Genomic DNA, 21,973 nt, shown 5'->3' with positions numbered 1-21,973 from the left:
CTCCCGCGTGCGTACGCGCGGTTCAGCCCACGCGTGCGTACGCGCTTCAGTTCACGCGTGCCTACGAGCCTCGGCTCGCGCGTGTACGCGACTCAGGCGCCGCTGGCGTTGAGCATGTCCTCGCGCTCGACGATCTTCACGCGCTCACGGCCCTCCGGCTCGCCGAGCGCCTTCTCCGCGGCGTCGAGCTTGTACCAGCCCTCCCACGTCGTGAAGCGGACGCCGCGCTCGCCGAGGAACGCCTCGACGGCCTCGGGGGCGGGCTCCGACGGGGTCTGCAGGCGGCCCTCGGCGTGGTCCTCCAGGAGGTTGGCGATCGTCTCGTTGGCGTCGCCCTTGGTGTGGCCGATGAGGCCGACGGGGCCGCGCCGGATCCAGCCGGTGACGTACGTGGACGACATGTGCGCGCCGCCGTCCTCGATGACACGGCCGCCCTCGTCGGGGACGGTGCCGGACGCCACGTCCCAGGGCAGCTTGGGCAGTTCGTCCGACAGGTAGCCGACGGCGCGGTAGACGGCGCTGACGTCCCAGTCGGTGGTCTTGCCGGTGCCCTTGACGTTGCCGGTGCCGTCCAGCTCGGTGCGCTCGGTGCGCAGGCCGGCGACCTTGCCGTCCTCGCCGAGGATCTCCTGCGGGGACTCGAAGAAGTGCAGGAACAGCTTGTGCGGGCGGTCGCCGACGTCGCGGATCGCCCAGTTCTCCAGGGTCTTGGCGACCATGTCGGTCTGCTTGTTCTTGCGGCGCTCGGCGATCGAGCCCTCGTCGTAGTCGATGTCCTCGGGGTTGACGATGACCTCGATGTTCGGCGAGTGGTCCAGCTCGCGCAGCTCCATCGGGCTGAACTTGGCCTGGGCCGGGCCGCGGCGGCCGAAGACGTGGATCTCCTTGGCGCGGTTGGCCTTGAGGCCCTCGTGGACGTTCGGCGGGATCTCGGTCGGCAGCAGCTCCTCGGCGGTCTTGGCGAGGATGCGCGCGATGTCGAGGGCCACGTTGCCGACGCCGAGGACGGCGACCTTCTCGGCGGACAGGTCCCAGTCGCGCGGCACGTCCGGGTGGCCGTCGTACCAGGAGGCGAAGTCCGCGGCGCCGAGGGAGCCGTCCAACTCCACGCCGGGGATGCGGAGTTCGCGGTCGGCCATGGCGCCGGTGGAGAAGACCACGGCGTCGTAGAAGCTGCGCAGCTCGTCGAGGTCGATGTCGTTCGGGTAGTCGACGTTGCCGAAGAGGCGGACCTGCGGCTTGTCCAGGACCTGGTGCAGGGCGTTGACGATGCCCTTGATCCGGGGGTGGTCGGGGGCGACGCCGTAGCGGATCAGGCCGAAGGGGGCCGGCATGCGCTCGAAGAGGTCGATGGACACCCCCGGTTCGGCAGCCGCAGCGGACTTCAGCAGAGCGTCGGCGGCGTAGATGCCGGCGGGACCGGCTCCGACGATGGCTACCCGCAGAGGGCGCGGCATGTTCAGGTTCCCTTCGAGTGACGGTTGGTGCTCAAGGGGAAGCCTAAAGTAAGGCAAGCCTAAGTCGGTAGGCGGGTCCGGTTTATGAGCTCATAAGGCAGGGTTATGGCTTCGCCAAGCATGCCTTTGGGGCCCGGGGAGGGTCCACCGTACCCGCATCGCGGGGCCTCCAGATTCCGGATGCGGGCCTCGGGGCTCCGGATGTGGGCCTCGGGATTCCGGATGCGGCCTCAGGGTTCCGGGTGTGGGCCTGAGGATTCCGGATGTGGGGCCTCAGGGTCACGGTCGAGCGTCGATCTCGGCGATGAGCGCCTCGATGCGACTCCGGATCTCGTCCCGGATCGGGCGTACAGCCTCGACGCCCTTGCCCGCGGGATCCTCCAGGGTCCAGTCGAGGTACTGCTTGCCGGGGAAGACGGGGCAGGCGTCGTCGCAGCCCATGGTGATGACGTAGTCCGACGCCTCCACGGCCTCCGTCGTGAGTATCTTGGGTTCGGCCGCCGAGATGTCGATCCCGAGCTCGGCCATGGCCGTGACGGCGGCCGGGTTGACCCGCTCGCCGGGCAGTGAACCGGCCGAGCGGACCTCGATCCGGTCGCCCGCGAGGTGTGCGAGGAAACCGGCGGCCATCTGTGACCGCCCGGCGTTGTGCACGCAGACGAACAGCACGGAGGTCATGGGGTCTTCCTTCTCTGAGGGGGCGATGGTCTGCGAGTCGGCCTGCGAGTAGGTAATGGTCTACGCGTCGACATCAGTGGCTGCTGACGTCACCGGCGAGTGATGTGAAAGTATCAGCCCATGATGACGTCAGTCGACGCTGACCTGATCCGGGTCCTGGCCGACCCGCTTAGGCTGCAGATCGTGACCCTGCTCGCCCGCGAGACGCTGTGCACCACCCACCTCGTGGAGGAGACCGGCGCCCGGCAGACCGACCTCTCCAACCATCTGAGAGTCCTGCGCGAGGCCGGGTTCGTGGACACCGAGCCCTGCGGCCGCTTCACCTACTACCGGCTCCGCCCGGACGTCATCGCCCAACTCGCGGGCGAGTTCGCCGAGTTGGTAGAGACCGCCCGTGCCGCCGCCGAGAACAAGAGGGCCTGTCCGTGACCCGCACCGAACCACTCGCGACCACCGCCGAAACGCCCTCGGTCGTCGCGAAACTGTCGACCCTCGACCGCTTCCTCGCCGTCTGGATCCTGCTCGCCATGGCTGTCGGCCTCGGCCTCGGCCGGCTGATCCCCGGTCTGAACGACGTTCTGGCGAAGGTGGAGATCGGCGGCATCTCGCTGCCCATCGCCGTCGGCCTGCTGATCATGATGTACCCGGTCCTGGCCAAGGTCCGCTACGACAAGCTCGACGCGGTCACCGGCGACCGCAAGCTGATGGTGTCGTCGCTCGTCATCAACTGGCTCGTCGGCCCGGCGGTGATGTTCGCGCTGGCCTGGATCTTCCTGCCGGACCTGCCCGAGTACCGCACCGGCCTGATCATCGTCGGCCTCGCCCGCTGCATCGCCATGGTGATCATCTGGAACGACCTGGCCTGCGGCGACCGCGAGGCGGCGGCGGTCCTGGTGGCGTTGAACTCGGTCTTCCAGGTCCTGGCGTTCGGCCTGCTCGGCTGGTTCTACCTGGACCTGCTGCCCGGCTGGCTGGGCCTGGGCGAGGGCGAGCAGCTCGACATCTCGATGTGGAAGATCGCGCTGAACGTCGTCATCTTCCTGGGCGTCCCGCTCGTCGCCGGCTTCCTGACCCGCCGCATCGGCGAGAAGAAGCTCGGCCGCGAGTCGTACGAGTCCAACTTCCTTCCCAAGATCGGGCCTTGGGCCCTGTACGGCCTGCTGTTCACGATCGTCATCCTCTTCGCTCTCCAGGGGAAGACGATCACCTCGCAGCCGCTCGACGTCGCCCGTATCGCGCTGCCGCTCCTCGTCTACTTCGCGCTGATGTTCTTCGGTTCGTTCCTGCTCGGCAAGGCGATCGGTCTGTCGTACGAGCGCAGTACGACGCTCGCGTTCACGGCGGCGGGGAACAACTTCGAGCTGGCCATCGCCGTCGCCATCGCCACCTTCGGCGTCACCTCCGGCCAAGCCCTGTCCGGCGTCGTCGGCCCGCTGATCGAGGTGCCGGTCCTGATCGCCCTCGTGTACGTGGCGCTGGCCCGGCGGAAGAAGTTCGCGCCGACGGTCTGACCCGCGGGGGCCCTTCTGTTCCTTTCTCGGTCCCTCCCTCCACCCCTCCTCTGTTTCGACAGATGTCTATCTTGACGTACGTCTAATCAGGTGCCAGCCTGGCCGTAGTACAAGGCATCGATGCATGTCGAAACAGAGGGGTCGCCGTGAACGCGCCGAGGACTGCCGCCGAACTGCCCGTCGTGGTCGTGGGGGCCGGTCCCGTCGGCCTTGCCGCTGCCGCTCACCTCGTCGAGCGGGGCCTGCGGCCGTTGGTCCTGGAGCGCGGCGCGGCAGCGGGCGCCGCCGTACGCGAGTGGGGGCACGTACGGCTCTTCTCCACCTGGGCCGAACTCACCGACGAGGCGGCCGAGAAGCTGCTCGCCCCGACCGGCTGGTCCCGCCCCGACCCGGCCGCGTACCCGACCGGCGGCGACTGGGCCGAGCGGTACCTCCAGCCCCTGGCCGACGCCCTCGGTGACCGGGTCCGCTACGGCACCGCCGTCACCGGCGTCTCCCGCGCGGGCCGCGACCGCCTCGTGGACGCCGACCGCGAGGGCCGGCCGTTCGTCGTCCACGTCGCCACGGCCGACGGCGGCGAGGCGCGTCTGCATGCCCACGCGGTGATCGACGCGTCCGGCACCTGGACCACCCCCAGCCCCGCCGGAGCGAGCGGGCTGCCCGCACTCGGCGAGCGCGCCGCCGCCGACCGCGTTTGCTACCGCGTCCCCGACCTGGACGACCCGGCCGTCCGCGCCCGGTACGCCGGCCGACGCACCGCCGTCATCGGCTCGGGCGCGTCCGCGTTCACCGCACTCGCGGGGCTCGCCGAGCTGGCGAAGGCGGATGACGGCGCCGGAACGCAGGCCGTCTGGATCCTGCGCCGGGGCCTGTCCGGCGCGACGTACGGCGGCGGCGAGGCCGACCGGCTGCCCGCCCGCGGCGCCCTCGGCCTCGCCGCCAAAGCCGCGGTCGACCAGGGCCACGCCGAGGCCGTCACCGGCTTCCGCGCCGAGGGCGTCGAACGCGACGGCGACGGACGCCTGATCCTGGTGAGCGAGGACGGGCAGCGCCTGGACCCGGTCGACGAGGTCATCGTCCTCACCGGCTTCCGCCCTGACCTGTCCTTCCTCTCCGAGCTCCGCCTCGACCTCGACATACGCCTCCAGGCCCCGGTCGAACTCGCCCCGCTCATCGACCCCAACCAGCACTCCTGCGGCACCGTCCGCCCGCACGGCCACCGCGAGCTGTCCCACCCCGAACAGGGCGTCTACCTGGTCGGGATGAAGTCCTACGGCCGTGCCCCGACGTTCCTCGCCCTCACCGGGTACGAGCAGGTCCGCTCCGTCGCCGCCGCCCTCGCGGGAGACCTGGAGGCGGCGGACCGGGTCCAGCTCACGCTGCCGGAGACGGGGGTGTGCAGCGGCGGCGGCCTCCCGGCGCGCACCGAGTCCTCCGCCTTCTCCGCTCGCTCCCTGGTCACCGTTGGCGGGGCCGTGACGGAGGCGGGAGGGGGCGGTTGCTGCGGCAGCTAGTCGGCTCCGTCGTCGCCGTCCGTGATCGCGCCGTCCTGGCCGCACTCCTTCAAGGCCTTGCGGGCGGCGAGATACCCCGCGACGCGGAAGGCCCGCGCATGGGACCCGAAGGTGTCGGCGCGCGCGCCTCTCTGAGGACGACGTGGGCGGCGATCTCCAACTGGCCCTCGGTCAGCCGCAGTTGCTCCTGAAGGCCGGCGGCGACGGCGGTGAAGAAGCCCGGAAGGTCCTCGGCGGGTTCGTAGTCGACGCCGAGGCCCGCCGCCACTTCGAACGTGAACCCGGCGGCGGCCGTCGGCTCGAAGTCCACGGTGATCGCGGCGAATTGGGGCGCACAGTTCATCCGCTGATGCAGCACCCGCACGCCACGGATCGGATACGGCGGAAACCGGCGGAGCGTCGACGTCATCCCGGCTCCTTGTCGAAGCGGGCCGCGCCGACTCCGGCGAGCTTCGCGAGCTGCGCGTGCAGCACGTCGTCCGGTGTGGAGTACGCCCGTTCCTCCGCGTAGTGCCAGGCCCGGAACACCACGACCAGCGGGCCCTCGCGCACGACCGTGTACGTCTCGCGGCGCAGCGGCACGCCGTCCGGCGCACCGTCGCCCTTCGTCAGGCGGAAGACCAGCGCCTCGTCGCCGACCTTCGGCGCGGGCAGCGGGCGGACCTGCGGATACTCCTCCGGAGTCCCGCCTTCCGCGCTCTCCTGGTCCTTGACGGCGAACCCGTCGCGACAGTCGTCCACCGCCGTGCGCAGCCGCGCCACGGTTCGCCCCGCAGCGCGCCCGCCGCCGTACGCGGAGAGCGTCGGGTCGTACGAGACGCCGGTGACCTCGCCGGACGCGTCGAGCGGGCTCACCTCGCGGGCGACGAGGGCCTCGGGTGCGGGCTGCAGGCCGTTGACGAGGAGCCCGGCGATCGGGTCGCAGGCACGCCGGTCGGCGTCGTGGCGGGCCCCGGTGTCGGTGACCCGGCCGGCCGGGTTGCCGTACACCTGATGGCCGGGCAGGTCGGCCGGGGTGAGCGCCAGGCGGTCCAACTGGCGTGGTGACAGGGCCTGTTGGGGCTTGGCCGAGCGGCCGGCGTCGGCGCGATCGTCGACCCGGCCGCCCGCTGTGCCGGATCCGCCGCAGCCCGTCGACAGGGCCAACGCCACGGCTCCGACCGCTCGCCCCGCTGCCGGAAGCGCGGCGCGCCGCGACCGCCGGAACCGTTGCAAGCGCCCCCACCGCTGCACCGCCATGGCGACCTCAGCTCCCCGCGCGCACGACCGGGAACGCGGCGCCGGGCGCGGCGTGTTCGACCGGGCCGCCGAACCGGGCGGAGGCGCGGTCCACCGCCTGGCCAGGCGTGAGCGCGGGGCCCACGTGCGTGACGATCAGCCGTCCCACCCCGGACGCGCGAGCCGTGTCGCCTGCGTCCTCCGGGGTGTGGTGGACCTGTTCCCCGCCGGGGACAGGCGGCTCGGCGAGGTCGGCCTCGCAGAGCAGCACGTCGCAGCCCTCGGCGAGCTCCGTGAGGGCGTCGCACGGTGCGGTGTCCCCGGAGTACACGAGCGACCCGCCGCCGGACTCGAACCGCACCGCGAAGGCCGGCATGCCGTGCGCCACGGCCCGGCTGGTCAGGGCGAGCCCGCCGACGCGCGCCTCGTGTCCGTCGCGCAGTTCGCGTACGTCGAAGGCTGACTCGACCGGGCTGCGCACCGGCCCGTTGGTGAGGAAGTGCGCCAGCCGGTCCGCGATGCCGGGCGGCCCGAACAGCGTTATCGGCGCGGCGAGTTCGACGTCGGCGTAGAGCGCGCCGTAGTACGCGGTCAGGAGGTCCGCACAGTGGTCGGCGTGCAGGTGCGAGATCCAGATCGCGTCCAACTCGCCGAGCCCTACATGCCGTTGCAGCTGAGTCAACGTCCCGGTGCCCGCGTCCACCCACACCCGGGCGCCGCCGCCCGACACCAGATAGCCGGAACACGGATTGTCCACGCTCGGACAGGGCGAGGCCGAGCCCAGGACCGTGAGCCGCAGCTCCTGACTGCACCCCGCGTCAAGGAGTCCCCCGGCGTTCACAACAGCGTTCTCGATCACGCTTCTTACGACGTCCGGGCGCGGCGCGGAGTTCCCCGCCGTGCGCCCCCGCCCGCTGGCTGCCACCGCGCCGTGCTTGATACGAAGTACGAGGCACGGAGAAGCGCGGAACGAGGAACGCGGAACGCGGAGCGAGCAACGAGGAAGAGAAGTGAGCACCCTGATCGAGCTGATCGAGCTGAACGACGCCGACTGGGCCGGTGCGGGACACGCCTACGGCGACGGCGCGGACACCCTGAAGTGGCTGCGCGAGGCCTGCGGCGGCGACCCGCAGAGCGCGGCCAGGGCCGTCGACGTACTGCACAACTGCCTGGTCCACCAAGGCACCGTCTACGAGGGTTCCGCGCGGGCGTACCCCGTACTCGTGCGACTGCTGCTCGACCCCGCGGCGCCGAGGCGCGAACAACTCGCGGACCTGCTGCTCGCCATCGGCACCGGGGGAGCGGCGACCGACGCGGTGCGCCACGAGATCCGCACGGCGCTCGCCGCGTCCGCGCCCTCGCTGCTCCCGCTCCTCGCCGATCCGAGGCGCGAAGTGCGGCACCGGATCGCCTACTTGACCGGGATCTGTGCCGGGCTCAGCGCCGGGACGCAGACCGGGTACGAGAAGGGGGCGGCGCTCGCCGCGCTGCGTGAACGCGCCCTCGCCGAGCCGGATCCGCTCGTCGCGGCCGTCATGGTCGGCGCTGTGGCGGTGCGCGACGCCGAGGGCTCCGCGCAGTGGCTGTACGGCGCGCTGTCGCCCGCGCACTCGCCCGGCGTACGCGCGGCGGCGGCCTGGGGCATCGCGCGGGCCGGGCTGTCCTGGCCGGTGGAGGCGACGGCCGCCGCGACCGAGGCGTGGGCGCACGGCGACGTGCTCAACGGCGATGTCATCGCGGGCGAGGAGTGGCGCTGGTCCGACAGCCCGCTCGCCGAGACCCTCGCCGCCATGGGCGACCCGGAACGCGCGGCCGCGATCTGCCTCCGCCTGGTCCGCTCCGAGGACGAGGACACCGCCGAGTGCGGCGCCCTGGCGGCCCTTGACCTCCTCGACGAACACCCCGACTCCTACCGGGAGTTGGCCCTGCTGGCCGAGCCCCTGCGGTCACACCCGGACTCCGGCATCCGCTCGTACGCCGACGACCTCGAAGAACTGCTGCCGCGTCAGGATCCGTCCTCCGCGTGACCGTCGACCTGCCGGCGGGCGTCGCGTTCCGCGGCGGCGTGCCACCAGACGGGCGGGGACGGGCCCGTGCCCTCGGACGCGGACTGGTCCGGGCTTCGGAGCCGCCGGAGCGCCCGCCTCGGAGCCCCGCCGGAGCGCCCACCGCAGAGCAACCCCCTGCTCACGCGCTGACCGACCGCCAGATCCGTTCCGGCAGGGAGTCCATCGCGACGTCCAGGTCGACGTCCCCGATCGACAGCCAGCGGCGGGCGACCGCGACGACCGGGCCGAGGACGAGGGACTCGATCAACGGGGCCGGGAGCGGGGCGAGTTCGCCGGAGGCGACGTGGGCGTCGATCCATACGGCGACCGGGGAGAGGCGGGCCTCCTGGGAGTCGCGGACCTTCTCGACGGCGGCCATCGTGTGCTTGTCCACGGTGGCCGAGTGCAGGAGCCGCGCGGCGTCCGGGTGCGTACGCACGAAACCGAGGTAGGCGTGCACCACCCCGTCGACGGCCGCGCGCGCCCCGCTCGCCTCCGTCAGGGTCGTGACCAGCTCGCCGAGGAGCCGGCCGAGCCAGCGCTCGGCGAGGGCGAGGACGACGCCGTGCATGCTGCCGAAGTGGTGGTAGATGCTGCCCGAACTGACCCCGCTGGCCCGAGTGATCGCCTCCACGGTGAGGCCGCCCTCGCCCGATTCGCCGTAGATCCGCAGCGCGGCGTCGAGGACCTGCTCGACGGTGGCCTCTCCACGCTTCTGCTTGGTGCTCATCGAAGGGCGTCCTCGGGGTCGGTGCGGCTGGGCGGGCAGGTACGCGGAGCAGGGTGTACGCCGTAACCGAAGCCTAGAGGACCCTTTCCGGAGAGGTTTGTGCAGGAACGTGCGTCCGGAGCGGGATCCGGTCAACTGCCGTGTCCGAACTGGCCAGTTGTGGGCCGGTGGAAGGGCCCTCCGGCACGTCCGCCGCACACTTCAGGGAGCGGTTGCTGTAGCTGACACGTCGACGTAGCCCCTGTTCGCCCCTGTTCCGCCGACAGCGGAGGACGACAATGAGTGACCTCAACGACGTCGCCCCACGCCTCCTGCGGAGGCTGGAGAGCCGGAACCTCTTTCTCCGGGCGCCGGAACCCGCCCCAGCCGACCCGCCCCACCAGATCGTCATCCAGGTCTGCTGGAAAGACGGCATCGACGAGTACGGCCTGCCCGTCGGCCATATGATCCGTACCCGCTACCGCCGCGGCCTCATGGGCCGCATCGTCGAGCACTGGGCCGCCCACGCGACGACGGACCCCCGCCTCTCCGGCCGCCCCGAGGTCGCCGCCCGCCTGCACGACATCAACGACGCCCTGGGCGCGGTCCTGGACCACATCCACCCCCGCTACAGCTAGGCGAACCCTGGAGGGCGTGTGTCAGGGTGGCCGGCATGGACTGGCAGTCTGAGAGCCCGGAACTCTGGGCGTTCCTCGAGTCATTGGAGTACGGCGAGACCTTGACCGGCACGGTCGCGGCGATCGAGCAGTACGGGGTGTTCGTCGCCCTCGACGAGGGGCCCGAGCACCCCTTGTTCCCCGGCGTCGGCTTCGTCACCGTCGCCGAACTGTCCTGGTGCCGCTTCGCCGCCCTCACCGAAGTCGTCCAGGTCGGACAGCATGTCTCCGGCATGTTCCTCCAGTTCGACACGCGCCACGCCGAGGCCAGGCTGTCCCTCAAGGCGCTCCGGCCCGACCCCTTCCCGGACTTCGCCGAGCGCACCGAGGTGGGGCAGACCCTGCGCGGGACGGTCGCCAAGGTCGTGCACTTCGGGGTGTTCGTCACGATCGAGGACTGGGGCTTCGGCCTGGTGCGGGCCGGGGAGAGCGACGGCCGGCCGGCTCTCACGTCCCAGCTCCCGGAGGGCGTGGAGCTGGGGGCCGAGGTGTCGGTCGTCGTCACCCACATCGACCGGCCGAACCGCAGAGTGTCCCTCGACTGGCCTTCCGCGACGCCCTCGCCCGGCCACCGATGAGTTGAGCACGCTCGCGCGGTCTACCCCTCGAAGCCGTACGGGACCGTACGCAGCGAACCCTGGAGGAGAGCCCCATGAGCGCCAAGGCACTGCCCGACGTCGTCGACGCCGAGACCTGGCAGCGGCATCTCGACGAGCTGCGGGTGCGGGAGAAGGCCGCGACGCGGGAGCTCGACGCGATCGCCGCCCAGCGCCGCCGGATGCCGATGGTCGAGATGCCGGACTACACCCTGGAGGGCGAGGCGGGACCCGTCCGCCTCGCCGAGATCTTCGACGGCAAGTCGCAGCTGATCGTCTACAACCACATGTGGTTCCCGGGCAAGGACTGGCAGTGCCCGGGTTGCACGGGCTTCACCTCCCAGTTCACCCGGCAGGAGTTCCTCGACGCCTACGACGCCCGCTTCGTGATCGTCACCCAGGGCCCGATCGACGAGGCCCTCGCGTACAAGCGCCGCGTCGGCAACAAGCTGCCCTGGTACTCCACCGCCGACAGCCCCTTCGGCGCCGACGTGGACGCGCCTCCCGGCGGCGGCTTCGCCGTGAACGTCTTCCTGCGGGACGGCGACACCGTCTACCGCACCTGGCACACCGGCAGCCGCGGCGTCGAACAGCTCGGCCACACCTTCGGCCTGATCGACACACTCCCGTACGGGCGCCAGGAGGAGTGGCAGGACGTACCGGAGGGCTGGCCGCAGTCGCCGACGTACAGCCGCTGGCCCGGCTCGAAGGAGATCGCCGCGTGGTACGGGTCCGAGGAGTGACGATCAACTTGCCCTGAAGAACGGCGAGTCGGTCGGCTCAACTCCTCGGCTCAGTTCCTCGGCTCAGTTCCTCGGCACGAGCGCCCGCGCCGCCTCCCGCGCCCGGTCGAGGGCGCCGGTGCGGTCCGCGCCGCGCAGGCCGAGGACCACACGGGTGCTCAACCCGTCGAGCAGCGCCAGGAGTTGGGCGGCCGCGGCCTCCGTGTCGTGCGGTGCGAAGCGGCCCTGCCGGACCCCGCGTTCGAGCAGGGCCGCCAGATCCCGCTGCCAGTCCGCGTCGAGCTCGTCCTGCGGCGCGCGCAGCGCCTCGTCGGCCGGAGTGCGCGCCCACAGCTCGATCCAGAGCACCCAGCGCGGATCGCGCGGGCCGAGCGGCAGATACAGGCCCAGGAACTGGTCGAGCTTGCGGTCGGCGGGGACGCGGCGGGCGAGCAGCGCGCGCCGCTCCTCCGCGAGCCTCCCCTCGCTCCAGCGCAGCGCCTCCAGGAAGATCCGGTCCTTGCTGCCGAAGTAGTACAGGATGTGGCCGCCGCTCATGCCGAGGCGGCGGCCGAGCGAGGCCATCGTCAGCTCCGCCAGGCCGTGCTCGGCCACGGCTGCCATGACCTCTTCCAGGATCCGCTCCGGCGACGGCCGCCCGTCGCGCTCCCGCGCTCGCACCGTCACCTCGGCGTCCTTCCTCCTGTACGTGCACTGCCGTTCTGCCTGCCCGTAGACCTTAACCGCGGCTCCAGGGCTTGACGTCGGCCGAGGCGCCCCTCATCTTGAATGGCGTTCCAAAAAATTGAACGTCATTCAAAGCAGGACATCACAGCAGCTGGAGAGGGTCACCCGATGACGCACCCCGCCCCCGCCGACCTCGTCTTGCGCGGCGCCCGTATCCACACCGTCGACCCAGAGCTGCCCGAGGCGCAAGCCATGGCCGTGACCGGCGGGCGGATCGTCTGGCTCGGGGACGACGCGGCAGCGGCGGACTGGACCGGCCCCCGCACCCAAACCCTGGACGCCGCGGGCAAGTTGGTCCTGCCCGGCTTCATCGACGCCCACAACCACGTACGCCTCGGCTCCGACGACGCCAGCGCCCAACTCGCGGGCGCCGACACGCTCGCCGAGGTGCACGAGCGGATCCGGGCCTGGCGCGCGGCCCACCCGGAGGCCGAGTGGATCGAGGGCGAGGCCTTCGACTACGCGGCGCTCGGCGGCGGCCGCCTGCCCACCGCCGCCGACCTCGACCCGGCCACCGGCGACGCCCCCGCCTTCGTCCTCAGCTACGACGTCCACACCGCCTGGCTCAACACCGCCGCCCTGCGCCGCCTCGGCATCAGCCGCGACCGCACGGAACTGCCGTACGGCACCGCGCACACCGACCCGGAGACCGGCGAACCCACCGGCCTCGTCAAGGACTTCGCCGTCAAGGGCCTGTCCCGCGACGGCCACCGGGCGCTGCAGGAGCTCGGAGTGCCGTGGGCCTCCGCGGAACGGCAGTACGGGCGGCTCGCCAAGTCCCTCGACGACGCGATCGGTTACGGCATCACGACCGTCGTCGAACCACAGAACTCCCTCGACGACCTGGCTCTCTTCGAGCGCGCCCGCCGCGAGGGCCGCCTCGCCTCGCGCCTCGTCGCCGCCCTGTTCCACCCGCGGGGCACGACCGACGCCGACCTGGACGAGTTCGCCGCCGCTGCGGGACGGCACGCGGACGACCGGCTGCGGGTCGGCCCCCTCAAGCTGTACATCGACGACGTGGTGGAGCCCCGCACCGCCGCACTCCTGGAGCCGTACGCGGGCTGCCGCCACCACAGCGGGGACACGTACTACCCGCCCGAGGAGTTCGCGGAACTGCTCGCGAAGCTGGACGCGCGCGGCTTCCAGTGCTTCGTGCACGCCACCGGCGACTGGGGCATCCGCGTGGCCCTCGACGCGTTCGAGCACGCCCGCCGGGTCAACGGGGCGCGGGACGCCCGCCACCAGATCGTGCACGTCGAGTGCCTCGACCCGGCGGACACGGCGCGCTTCGCGGAGCTCGGCGTGGTCGCCTGCATGCAGCCGCGGCACTGCGCCCCGGACGTGGCCGGGCCGGGCAAGGACTGGGCGGAGAACGTCGGCCCCGAGCGGTGGGCCAAGGCCTGGCCGATGCGCAGCCTGCACGAGGCCGGGGCGCGGCTCGCGTTCTCCAGCGACTGGAACGTGGCGGAGATGGACCCCATGGCCGGCATCTACACGGCCGTCACGCGCCGGCCGCTCACCGGCGGGGAGCCGTGGCGGGCGGAGGAGACCGTCGACGTGGCGACGGCCGTGCACGGCTACACGATGGGCTCGGCGTACGCCAACTTCCTTGAGCACGAACGGGGTTCGCTGACCGTCGGAAAGGCGGCCGACTTCGTGATCCTGTCCCGCGACATCCTGCGCGTGCCCGCGCAGGACATCCCGGGGACGATCGCGGAGACCGTGGTGGTGGGCGGGGAGGTCGTGCACCCCCGCTGACCCGGAGGCCTGCCGGGCGCTGCTCGGGCCCGGCCCCTGCGGACCGCCCACGACACCCCTGCGATACTCCGGGCCATGCGCCCCGCCCCACCCGCGTCGGTCCGAGTCCTCGCCTCCCTCACCGCCCTCGCCGCCGTACTGGCCCTCACGGCGTGCGAGGGAGGGGCTCAGGGCACGAAGGCGACCGGAGCGGGCGCGGGCGGCGACGGCTTCGTCCTGCGTGACAGCGGCATCGCGACCGTCGCACGCGGCGAGCGCCGCCCCGCACCCGAGCTGCGCGGCGAGACGGTCGGAGGAGGTCAACTCGACCTGGACAGCGGCGAGTTCAGGGGCAAGGTCGTCGTCCTCAACCTCTGGGGTTCGTGGTGCGGGCCGTGCCGTGCCGAGGCGAAGCACCTGGTCGAGGTGGCCGCCGAGACGGAGTCCGACGGGGTGGCGTTCGTCGGCATCGACACCCGCGACTTCGACCGGCGTGCGGCCCGCCGCTTCGAGCGGGAGTTCCAGGTTCCGTACCCGAGCTTCTACGACCCGCAGGGCCGGCTCCTGCGGCGCTTCCCCGCGGGCACGGTCTCCCCGCAGGGCATCCCGTCGACCGTCGTGATCGACAAGGACGGCAGGATCGCGGCCCGCAAGATCGGCGAGCTGAACGACCGGCATCTGCGGCAGATGATCGCGCCGGTGGCGGCGGAGCGGTGAACGCTCAGGGCGAGCCCGTCGACGTGGTCGAGCTGCTCCAGGCCGCGTCCCTGCTGGTCCCCGAGGCGCGGGCGGGCGCAGGCGACCTCACGGTGAGCGACGTGTGGGAGTACCTGCGCGACGACGCGTGGGAAGTGGCCGTCGGAATGCTGGAGGAGCTCGCCGACGCGCCCCCGCTGGCGGCCGACCGGTGGCGGGAGCTCGCCCTCGCCGCCGAGCAGCTGTGCCTGCCCAGGAGTGCGGCCTGGTGCCGTTGGCGCGGCGGCGAGGCGCGCCACGGGGTCGTACGGGCCGAGCTCACGCTCGCGCCCGCAGCCGAGTCACGACGCCGGACGTCGCTGCCCGGCGCCGGGGTGCTGCGCCCGATGTGGGGCATCGGCAACCGCGCTCCGGACGGCGGGCCGGCCTTCGACGTCGCCGCACTCTGGGTCGAGCACCTGCCGCACCTGGAGCCCGGCGGCACGGCCACGGTGCGGCTCGCCCCGCTCGTACCGTCGCACTGGCGGCGGCTGCGGCCCGGACAGGTGATCACGCTGCACGAGGACCGGACCGCGGGCGGCACGGCTGTCGTCCTCGACGTGCGCGACCTGCGGGACCCGCCCGCGCCGTAAGGGAGTTGAAGCGTGAGCGGCCGCAGCCGAGCACGCGACGCGACCTGCCCGCCGGGCGGGAGCACGCGTCGGCTCGCCGTCCCCGGGGGCATGGGAGGACGATGGAAGGTGCGGCGGCAGGCGGACTCGGCCCGACCGGTGCCGGGACGCGTGCCTCGCTGAGGAGGTGCTGATCCGTGACGCAGTTCATGGACGTTCACCACGGCATGCAGGGCCTCACGGCCGAAGGGCTGAAGGAGGCGCACCAGGCGGATCTGGCCATCGAGAAGGAAGAAGGCGTCCACTTCGAGAAGGCCTGGGCGGACCCCAAGTCCGGTACGGTCTACTGCCTTTCGGAGGGCCCGTCGGCCGAAGCGGTCCAGCGTGTGCACGAGCGCGCCGGCCACAAGTGCGACGAGATCCACCCGGTCCCGCTGACGGTCTGACCGCAGGCCCTCGACCGACCCCTTACTGACGGCCACCTGGAACCAACCCCGGGTGGCCGCGCCGTGCCCCGCACCGCAGTGGCGGGTCTCGATGGGCTCACGCGCCGGTGACGACCCGCATGAACACGGCCGGCTCCGCGCCCTCGTTGCGGTACGCGTACTCCTGGTCGCTGGGGATCACAGCGCTCTGCCCGGCCGCGAGCGTCCGAGGGCCCGCGGGCAGTTCGAGGGTGAGCCGGCCGGAGAGGACGTGGTGGATCTCCTGCGCGCCGGGCCGGTCGGGCTCGGCCTCGTACCGGCCGCCGGGGGAGAGCGTCCAGCGCCACAGCTCGGCGCGCGGATGCTGCGTCGCGCCGATCAGCAGGGCCCGGCTGCCGTCCTCGGACTGCCAGACGACCGTCCCGTCGACCTGCGGCTCCGCCGGGTCGCCCGCGGGCAGGGCGAGCGCGGCGAAGTCGGTGTCGAGGGCGCGCGCGATCCGGTCGACCGTGGCGAGGCTGGGGTTGGCCTGGCCCAACTCGACGTCCGTGAGCATCCGTCGACTGATCCTCGCGGCCTCGGCGAGCCGCTGCACGCTCCAGCCACGCCCCTTGCGCAGGGCGCGGATACGGCCGCCGACGCGGGTGACGAACTGCTGGGTGGCGGACTGCTGGGTGGTGGCGGGGCTGGAGCCGTCTGCCCGGGTGCTCATGGCTGAGCAGCATAGTGCGCAAGATCGTTGCCCCGGCCACGAGTGAGCAATATATTGCCCATGCCGAGTGTGTCGTAGCCGAATGTGTCGTAGTCGTACGAGGAAGGGACGCCCGACGTGAAGATCCGCCCGTTCGCGGTCGAGCAGTGGATGAACGAGTACGAGGAGACCTGCCGGTACAACCTCGCCGAGACCTGCGTACGCTCTCTCACCACCGGCGAGCTCCTCGCCCTGACCGGCCGCCGCGACGAAGTCCTCGCCGAGCTCGAAGCGACCCCGCTCACCTACGGCCCTATCCCCGGCAGCCCCCGCCTGCGCGCACTGGTCGCCGGCCTCTACGCGAACCAGGACGCCGAGAACGTGCTGGTCACGCACGGCGCCGTCGGCGCGAACGCACTCGTCCACGCCACCCTCGTCGAGCCCGGCGACCACGTCGTCGCCGTCGTCCCCACCTATCAGCAGCACTACTCCATCCCCGACAGCATCGGCGCCCGCGTCGACCTGCTGCCGCTGCGCGAGGCCGACGGCTGGCTGCCCGACCTGGACGCCCTCGACCGCATGGTCACGCCCGACACCAAGCTCATCGCCGTCAACAACCCCAACAACCCCACCGGCGCGCTGATCGACGAGCGCGGCCTCGCCCGTATCGCCGAGATCGCCCGCCGCGTCGGCGCGTGGGTGCTCTGCGACGAGGTCTACCGGGGCGTCGACCAGAGCGGCGACGGCTTCACCGCCTCCGTCGCCGACCTGTACGAGCGCGGCGTCTCCACCGGCAGCATGTCCAAGCCGTACTCGCTCGCGGGCCTGCGCCTCGGCTGGATCGTCGGCCCGGCCGCGCTCCTCGAAGCCGTCGCGACCCACCGCGACTACACCACTATCAGCGTCGGCCGGATCGACGACCTCTTCGCGAGCGTCGCCCTGGAGCACAAGGACGCGATCCTCGACCGCGCCCACCGCATCACCCGCACCAACCTCGCCGTGCTCGACGCGTGGGTCGCCGGCCGCGACGACATCTCGTACGTCCGACCCGCCTCCGGCACCACCGCACTCCTGCGCTACCGACTGCCCGCCGAACTCCCCATGGGCTCCTACGAGTTCTGCACCCGCCTCCTCGAGGAGACCGGCGTGATGTTCACCCCCGGGGCGGCCTTCGACATCGAGCACACCGTCCGCATCGGCTTCGCCGACGACACCGAGACGCTGCGTACCGGCCTGCAGTTGGTCGGCAAGTTCCTCGACGGCCTCGCGTCCGGGCGGTGACGGAGAGAACGGGGGAAGCCGGCCGGAACGGGAAGAGCAGACGCCCGAATCGGTGAGGGTAGGGATAAAGCATGACAATCCTGGACAGCGTCACGGCATGATGACCGACGTACCGCAGTCCATGACGAGGGCGGCCGCCGCCGCACTCGACCGTCACGCCACCGGCGGCCTCAACGCCCGTATGGGATCGCGCCTTTGGGTCGAGTTCGCCCACGAGGACGCGAGCGTCGTCCTGCGCGCCATGGCCGACTACCTCGACCGCTGCACGGACACCCCGGCCGCGATCTCCCTCGACCTCACCGATCACCCGTCGACCGAACCCGACTCGGGCGTCACGCACTACGACGAGGTGGAGTGGACCGGCACGCTGTATGTCGACGTCGAGAAGCACTGAGGCCACGGGACCCTCAAATCCAGGCATTAGCACCGGAAATACGGGATACGGTGCTGATGTGGCGATCACAGGGGAGGACACGGCACCGGGGACCGCGCTGCTGCTCGCGGCGGCCCCGGTCGGCAGAGGCGCGCTCGTCGACGCGGCGGGCGTCCTGCCCGCACTCGCCGCCGTACCGCCGAGCACCCTGACCGGCACACCGGCCGCGACCGTCGTCGAACTCGCCGACCCGGCGGACCCGCAGACTGTCCTCACCCGGATCCGCGCCGCGGCCGCCGCACCCGGACCGCTCACCGTCCTGCTCGCCGGACAACTCCACCTCGACGGCAAACAGCACCGCCTGCACCTCGCACTCGCCCGTACGACCCCGGCGACGCTGCGCTACACCGCCCTGCCCTGGCACTGGCTGGAGACCGAACTCGCCGTCCGCCGCCCGGGAACCACCACACTCGTCGTCGACCTCGTCGCGACCCCCGAGGCCTGGCGGCGACTCCACACCGACCGGAGCCCCGACGCCGGGACGCACGGAATCCACGTGCGCGGCACCCGGCTGTACGGGCGCATCGCCCCGCCACCGCCCCGACGCCGCCTCGCCCAGCCGACGTACCTGAAAGCCCTGACCGCCCTGTGGCGCAGCGGCAGCCGCGCGCCGCTCGGCCACCTCCACGAACAGGTTGTGAACCAGGGGGAGTTCGGCGACGCGCTGCTCCTCGCCGTCGAGGGAGACACGGCCCTCATGGCACGTCCGACGCCGCCGCCCCAGGCGCCTCCGGCTCCCCGATATCCCGAGTCCGCGCCGCGCATCCCGGAACCCGGTGGCGAGGACCCGCTGCCCGCGATCCTCGCCGCCGCGCACGCCGGGCGGCACAGCGAGGCCGCCGCGCTCGCCGCGGTGGGGGAAGGGCGTGCACTGCGCACCCACGGGGCAGGGTCCGCGCAGGCCGTGCACTGGCTGGAGGTCCGCGCCGACCTCGCCCGGCTCGACGGCGACCCGGCCCGCAGCTGCGCACTCTGGATGGCCGCCGCCGACGCCCGCCTGGCCCGGCAGGAGGCCCCGGACTCAGCCGTCGTCGAGGCCGCCGTCGACCGCGCCCACCACCAGTGGCAACAGGTCGTCGAACCGGTGCGGGCCCGCGAACTCGGCGCTCTCCTCGTCGCGTTGCGCCGCCACGTACCGGGCCGTCGAGCCGGAGCGGCGGACGCCGTCGAGCACCGCATGCACCTCCTGCACACCGACCGGCCTACGGCCGCCACGGACCCCACGAACGCCGACCGTACGACGGCCACTTGAGCCCCCCCTCATGTCAGCGCTTCGGCGTCCGCTCCAGCCATTCCACGTACCAGGCACGGAACCCGGAGGCCAGGGGCACGAAGCCGCCCCAGTCCGGATCGATCTGCCACACCTCGCCGGCGCGCGGGCCCGTGACGACCAGCCGGTCGAAGATGCCGCAGCCCTGCTCGCTCAACACCAGGGTGCCCAGGGTCAGTTCGTCGACCGGTACGGCCGAACGGCCACCGAGCCGGCCGGGCAGGGGTTCGGTGAGGGGGAACGCTGCGGCGGCCCGGCCGGGCGACCGGTCCGTCGCCCACTCGGGGTCAAGGGCCGCCAACTCCCGCACCCGCGCCCGCACACCCTCGACATCCCACTCCGCCACCCGACGATCGTAGAGCTTGGTGCGAATGGTTCAGGAGAAGTCCGCGGCGGTGATGCCGTCGGGGTGTCCGGGCGGCCACTCGACCAGCTCGATCCGGTAGCCGTCCGGGTCGGTGAGCCACGAGGTCTTCGGGCCGTCGGGGCCGCCCGGGTACTGGACGGGCTCCGGCTCCAGGCCCGCGTCGGTCAACCGGTCGAGGGCGGCGGCCAGTTCGTCGACCTGGACCGCGAGGTGGTCGAAGCCGCTGCCCACCTCGACGCGGCCGTCCATGGGGCGGTGGACCAGTTCGAGCGAGGCCGCAGGTTCGCCGGGGAAGGCGAGGAGCACGAGGCGATTCCCCTCCCCGATGTCGACCCTGCCCAACGCGACGTAGCCCAGGGCCGTGTAGAACGCGAGCGAGCGGTCCAGGTCGGACACGCGGTACGAGACGAAGAGCGTCTTCATGCGGCCTCATCGGGTCGGCGCACCCGGTAGCGGAGGTGCGTGGCGTCGCGGTTCTCCAGGAGGCGTACGAGTTCCAGTTCCACAGGGGCGCCGCCGAGGTGGTCGAAGAGCCGCCTGCCGTCCCCGAGGAGGACCTGGACGAGGGTGATCTCCAGCTCGTCCAGCTGCCCGGCCCGCAGCAGCGCCTGAGCCGCACCCGCCCCGTGGACCAGGACCGGCCGGTCCCCGGCGGCCGCGCGAGCCTTGCGGGCGCAGTCCTCGACGTCGGTGACGAACCGCGCGTGACCGGGCGGCACGTCCCCGTCGTCGACCTGGTGGGTGAGGACGAAGATCGGCACACCGTCATGATGGTCGCCCTGCCAGCGCCCGGCGAGTTCGAACGTGCGACGGCCCGAGATCACCGCACCGGTCGCCAGCGCCTCGCGGTAGACCTGCCCGCTGGGGCCGCCGGACTCCCGGTCGTCGAGCCAGTTGAAGAGCCGCCCGCCGTTGCGCCCCATCTCCTGGCCCGGCCGATCGTCCGGACCGGCGATGTAGCCGTCGAGCGACATCGACATGTACAGCCGAATGGGATTGCTCATGCTGTCCTCCGTCTCTCCCAGTGGAGACTGCGGCCAGCGGCCGAACTCATCGCGAGGCGCGGTCCCGGACCTGGGGCGCGGTGCGGCGGGCAGGGGTGGGCCTCGGCCCCGGCTCGTAGCCGCACCCCGAGCCGAGCCCGAGCGGCCGTACCCGTACCGCCCGGACCCTGGGCCCCGTACCGCCCGTTGGATCAGCGGGCGCGGGCCGAGGCCGCGATCGCCGGAAGGATCGCGAGGGACAACACGCCCCCGGTCAGGGCCAGTACGGGATAGCTGGCCGCCGAGACGACGAGGCCGGAGGCGAGGCCGCCCGTCGCGCCGGCGATCGCGATCGCGACGTCGACCGTGCCCTGCGTCTTGGCGCGGGTGGCGAGCGGCACCGCATCGGTGATCATCGCGGTGCCGGAGACGAGGCCGAAGTTCCAGCCGAGCCCGAGCAGCCCGAGTGCGAGCGCGAGCAGGACCACGGAGTCGCCCGGCGCGACCGCGGCGACGAGCCCCGCGACGAGCAGCGTCACACCGGAAGCGCCCGCCACCGCGATCCGCCCGAACCGGTCGACGAGCCAGCCGGTCAGCGGCGACGGCAGATACATGGAGCCCACGTGCACGGCTATGACCAGGCCGGCGGCCGCGGTGCCGTGACCGTGGTCGTGCATGTGCACCGGAGTCATCGTCATGATGGAGACCATCACCAGCTGCGTGAGGATCATCGTCAGCGAGCCCAGCATCAGCCCGGACCCGCGACGCGAAGCCGCCGCACCCGCACGCGCACCCGCGCTCGCACTCGCCTGAGTCGTACCCGCCTCGTCCGGAGCCTTCTGCTCTGCCTCTACCGCCGTCGCCTCCGCAGCCCGCTCCTGAAGATCGAGCTTGCGCGCGAGGAGCAGCGGGTCGGGCCGCAGCCAGACGACAAGGACCAGCGCGGCGAGCGCGTACGCGACGCCCCCGAGCATGAACGGCCCGGTCAGCGCCGGGAGTTGGAGGCTCTCCGCCAGATGCCCCGTCGGAGCGGCCAGGTTGGGCCCGACGACCCCGCCCAGCGTCGTCGCCACCAGGACGCTCGACACGGCACGGGCCCGGTGCGCGGGCGAGGCGAGGTCGGCCCCCGCGTACCGCGCCTGCAGATTCGTGGCCACGCCCGCCCCGTACACGAACAGCGAGACGAACAGCAGCACCGGGTTGTGGACCGCGGCCGCCACGATCACCCCCGCACTGCCGATCGCGCCCGCCACATATCCGGCCGCGAGCCCCGGACGGCGGCCGCGGGACTGCGAGATCCGGCCCACCGCGACCGCCGCGAGCGCCGACCCGGCCGTGAACAGGGCGCTGGGCAGCCCCGCGAGATCGGTCGAGCCGAGCATGTCCTCGGCGAGCAGCGCCCCGACGGTCACACCCGCGGCCAGCCCGGCGCCGCTGAGGATCTGGGACGCGACCAGCACGGCCAGGACGCGGCGCTGCACATCGGTCTGCGGTGGTATGCCGGTGGCCTCGCCCGAGGCGGTACTCGTCACGTTCGGACTCCTTACGGTTCACTTCGTACGGGCAGTGCGTGCCCGTCTCGTACGGGCGGACCTGCGCCCG

26 protein-coding genes are annotated in these 21,973 nt (G+C 72.3%); 14 read left to right on the top strand and 12 right to left on the bottom strand.

The genetic code is table 11. From position 1 onward, the window contains the following. Positions 1 to 92: 92 nt before the first annotated feature. Positions 93 to 1,457, bottom strand: coding sequence for an FAD-dependent oxidoreductase (locus QIS96_RS15335; protein ID WP_282543133.1), 1,365 nt, complete (start codon positions 1,455 to 1,457; stop codon positions 93 to 95). A gap of 279 nt (positions 1,458 to 1,736) precedes the next feature. Further along, the gene (locus QIS96_RS15330; protein WP_282543132.1) at positions 1,737 to 2,135 is read right to left on the bottom strand and encodes an arsenate reductase ArsC; all 399 of its coding nucleotides are present in this window, start codon (positions 2,133 to 2,135) and stop codon (positions 1,737 to 1,739) included. A gap of 120 nt (positions 2,136 to 2,255) precedes the next feature. Between QIS96_RS15330 and QIS96_RS15325 the strand changes: the two genes are divergently transcribed. The 3 genes from QIS96_RS15325 to QIS96_RS15315 all read left to right on the top strand — a co-directional run bounded on the left by QIS96_RS15325 (position 2,256) and on the right by QIS96_RS15315 (position 5,160). Further along, positions 2,256 to 2,564 (top strand): ArsR/SmtB family transcription factor, encoded by a 309-nt coding sequence (locus QIS96_RS15325; protein WP_282543131.1) that lies wholly within the window; start codon positions 2,256 to 2,258, stop codon positions 2,562 to 2,564. Beyond that, a complete protein-coding gene (gene arsB / locus QIS96_RS15320; RefSeq protein WP_282543130.1) occupies positions 2,561 to 3,646 on the top strand; it encodes an ACR3 family arsenite efflux transporter in 1,086 nt (361 codons plus the stop codon). The genes QIS96_RS15325 and arsB overlap by 4 nt, the downstream gene beginning before the upstream one ends. A 146-nt stretch (positions 3,647 to 3,792) precedes the next feature. Then, positions 3,793 to 5,160 carry an FAD-dependent oxidoreductase gene (locus tag QIS96_RS15315; protein WP_282543129.1) on the top strand — a complete coding sequence of 456 codons (1,368 nt, stop codon included), beginning with the start codon at positions 3,793 to 3,795 and terminating at the stop codon, positions 5,158 to 5,160. Positions 5,161 to 5,209: 49 nt separating this feature from the next. Here the strand turns inward: QIS96_RS15315 and QIS96_RS15310 are convergent, their stop codons facing one another. From QIS96_RS15310 to QIS96_RS15300, 3 genes are all read right to left on the bottom strand, one after another. After that, on the bottom strand, positions 5,210 to 5,569 hold the full coding sequence (locus QIS96_RS15310) for a hypothetical protein (RefSeq protein ID WP_282543128.1): 360 nt from the start codon (positions 5,567 to 5,569) through the stop codon (positions 5,210 to 5,212). Continuing rightward, a complete protein-coding gene (locus QIS96_RS15305; RefSeq protein WP_282543127.1) occupies positions 5,566 to 6,306 on the bottom strand; it encodes a hypothetical protein in 741 nt (246 codons plus the stop codon). The genes QIS96_RS15310 and QIS96_RS15305 overlap by 4 nt, the downstream gene beginning before the upstream one ends. 100 nt (positions 6,307 to 6,406) lie before the next feature. Next, positions 6,407 to 7,135: an MBL fold metallo-hydrolase gene (locus QIS96_RS15300; RefSeq protein ID WP_282543126.1), complete on the bottom strand. Its 729-nt coding sequence runs from the start codon at positions 7,133 to 7,135 to the stop codon at positions 6,407 to 6,409. A 253-nt stretch (positions 7,136 to 7,388) separates the two neighbouring features. Between QIS96_RS15300 and QIS96_RS15295 the strand changes: the two genes are divergently transcribed. Beyond that, a complete protein-coding gene (locus tag QIS96_RS15295; RefSeq protein WP_282543125.1) occupies positions 7,389 to 8,405 on the top strand; it encodes a hypothetical protein in 1,017 nt (338 codons plus the stop codon). Positions 8,406 to 8,565: 160 nt separating this feature from the next. On the opposite strand, the gene QIS96_RS15290 is transcribed toward QIS96_RS15295, so the two are convergent. Continuing rightward, the gene (locus QIS96_RS15290; RefSeq protein WP_282543124.1) at positions 8,566 to 9,156 is read right to left on the bottom strand and encodes a TetR/AcrR family transcriptional regulator; all 591 of its coding nucleotides are present in this window, start codon (positions 9,154 to 9,156) and stop codon (positions 8,566 to 8,568) included. A 278-nt stretch (positions 9,157 to 9,434) separates the two neighbouring features. Between QIS96_RS15290 and QIS96_RS15285 the strand changes: the two genes are divergently transcribed. The 3 genes from QIS96_RS15285 (at position 9,435) to QIS96_RS15275 (ending at position 11,151) form a co-directional block, all read left to right on the top strand. Further along, a complete protein-coding gene (locus tag QIS96_RS15285; RefSeq protein WP_282543123.1) occupies positions 9,435 to 9,773 on the top strand; it encodes a hypothetical protein in 339 nt (112 codons plus the stop codon). 35 nt (positions 9,774 to 9,808) lie between these two features. Beyond that, on the top strand, positions 9,809 to 10,390 hold the full coding sequence (locus QIS96_RS15280) for a S1 RNA-binding domain-containing protein (protein ID WP_282543122.1): 582 nt from the start codon (positions 9,809 to 9,811) through the stop codon (positions 10,388 to 10,390). 74 nt (positions 10,391 to 10,464) lie between these two features. Beyond that, entirely contained in the window at positions 10,465 to 11,151 is a 687-nt protein-coding gene (locus tag QIS96_RS15275; RefSeq protein WP_282543121.1) for a DUF899 domain-containing protein, read from the top strand. Between the two features lie 63 nt (positions 11,152 to 11,214). On the opposite strand, the gene QIS96_RS15270 is transcribed toward QIS96_RS15275, so the two are convergent. Next, positions 11,215 to 11,817 (bottom strand): TetR/AcrR family transcriptional regulator, encoded by a 603-nt coding sequence (locus tag QIS96_RS15270; RefSeq protein ID WP_282543120.1) that lies wholly within the window; start codon positions 11,815 to 11,817, stop codon positions 11,215 to 11,217. Between the two features lie 168 nt (positions 11,818 to 11,985). Here QIS96_RS15270 and QIS96_RS15265 point away from each other — a divergent pair, with 168 nt between their 5' ends. The 4 genes from QIS96_RS15265 to QIS96_RS15250 all read left to right on the top strand — a co-directional run bounded on the left by QIS96_RS15265 (position 11,986) and on the right by QIS96_RS15250 (position 15,367). Further along, a complete protein-coding gene (locus QIS96_RS15265) occupies positions 11,986 to 13,635 on the top strand; it encodes an amidohydrolase (RefSeq protein ID WP_282543119.1) in 1,650 nt (549 codons plus the stop codon). A 75-nt stretch (positions 13,636 to 13,710) separates the two neighbouring features. Further along, on the top strand, positions 13,711 to 14,331 hold the full coding sequence (locus QIS96_RS15260) for a TlpA family protein disulfide reductase (RefSeq protein ID WP_282543118.1): 621 nt from the start codon (positions 13,711 to 13,713) through the stop codon (positions 14,329 to 14,331). Further along, the gene (locus QIS96_RS15255; protein ID WP_282543117.1) at positions 14,328 to 14,942 is read left to right on the top strand and encodes a hypothetical protein; all 615 of its coding nucleotides are present in this window, start codon (positions 14,328 to 14,330) and stop codon (positions 14,940 to 14,942) included. Before QIS96_RS15260 ends, QIS96_RS15255 begins: the two co-directional genes overlap by 4 nt. Before the next feature lie 176 nt (positions 14,943 to 15,118). After that, positions 15,119 to 15,367, top strand: a complete 249-nt coding sequence (locus tag QIS96_RS15250; protein WP_282543116.1) for an SCO4226 family nickel-binding protein — start codon at positions 15,119 to 15,121, stop codon at positions 15,365 to 15,367. Between the two features lie 97 nt (positions 15,368 to 15,464). Here QIS96_RS15250 and QIS96_RS15245 read toward each other — a convergent pair whose 3' ends face one another. Next, positions 15,465 to 16,058, bottom strand: a complete 594-nt coding sequence (locus tag QIS96_RS15245; protein WP_282543115.1) for a helix-turn-helix domain-containing protein — start codon at positions 16,056 to 16,058, stop codon at positions 15,465 to 15,467. A gap of 117 nt (positions 16,059 to 16,175) precedes the next feature. Here QIS96_RS15245 and QIS96_RS15240 point away from each other — a divergent pair, with 117 nt between their 5' ends. The 3 genes from QIS96_RS15240 (at position 16,176) to QIS96_RS15230 (ending at position 19,003) form a co-directional block, all read left to right on the top strand. Then, the gene (locus QIS96_RS15240; RefSeq protein ID WP_282543114.1) at positions 16,176 to 17,318 is read left to right on the top strand and encodes an aminotransferase; all 1,143 of its coding nucleotides are present in this window, start codon (positions 16,176 to 16,178) and stop codon (positions 17,316 to 17,318) included. Positions 17,319 to 17,415: 97 nt separating this feature from the next. Further along, complete coding sequence (locus QIS96_RS15235) at positions 17,416 to 17,712, top strand: hypothetical protein (protein ID WP_282543113.1); 297 nt, start codon at positions 17,416 to 17,418, stop codon at positions 17,710 to 17,712. A 58-nt stretch (positions 17,713 to 17,770) separates the two neighbouring features. Further along, positions 17,771 to 19,003: a hypothetical protein gene (locus QIS96_RS15230; protein ID WP_282543112.1), complete on the top strand. Its 1,233-nt coding sequence runs from the start codon at positions 17,771 to 17,773 to the stop codon at positions 19,001 to 19,003. 13 nt (positions 19,004 to 19,016) lie between these two features. Here the strand turns inward: QIS96_RS15230 and QIS96_RS15225 are convergent, their stop codons facing one another. From QIS96_RS15225 to QIS96_RS15210, 4 genes are all read right to left on the bottom strand, one after another. After that, positions 19,017 to 19,367, bottom strand: a complete 351-nt coding sequence (locus tag QIS96_RS15225) for a hypothetical protein (protein WP_282543111.1) — start codon at positions 19,365 to 19,367, stop codon at positions 19,017 to 19,019. 30 nt (positions 19,368 to 19,397) lie between these two features. Then, a complete protein-coding gene (locus tag QIS96_RS15220) occupies positions 19,398 to 19,811 on the bottom strand; it encodes a VOC family protein (RefSeq protein ID WP_282543110.1) in 414 nt (137 codons plus the stop codon). Then, the gene (locus tag QIS96_RS15215) at positions 19,808 to 20,392 is read right to left on the bottom strand and encodes a dihydrofolate reductase family protein (protein ID WP_282543109.1); all 585 of its coding nucleotides are present in this window, start codon (positions 20,390 to 20,392) and stop codon (positions 19,808 to 19,810) included. Before QIS96_RS15215 ends, QIS96_RS15220 begins: the two co-directional genes overlap by 4 nt. 191 nt (positions 20,393 to 20,583) lie before the next feature. Continuing rightward, on the bottom strand, positions 20,584 to 21,903 hold the full coding sequence (locus tag QIS96_RS15210; protein WP_282543108.1) for an MFS transporter: 1,320 nt from the start codon (positions 21,901 to 21,903) through the stop codon (positions 20,584 to 20,586). Positions 21,904 to 21,973: the final 70 nt, after the last annotated feature.

The organism is Streptomyces cavernicola, assembly GCF_029968035.1.
Lineage (GTDB): Bacteria > Actinomycetota > Actinomycetes > Streptomycetales > Streptomycetaceae > Streptomyces > Streptomyces cavernicola.
Note: the sequence above shows the minus strand (reverse complement) of the source record. Positions and strands in the feature narration are given on the sequence as shown.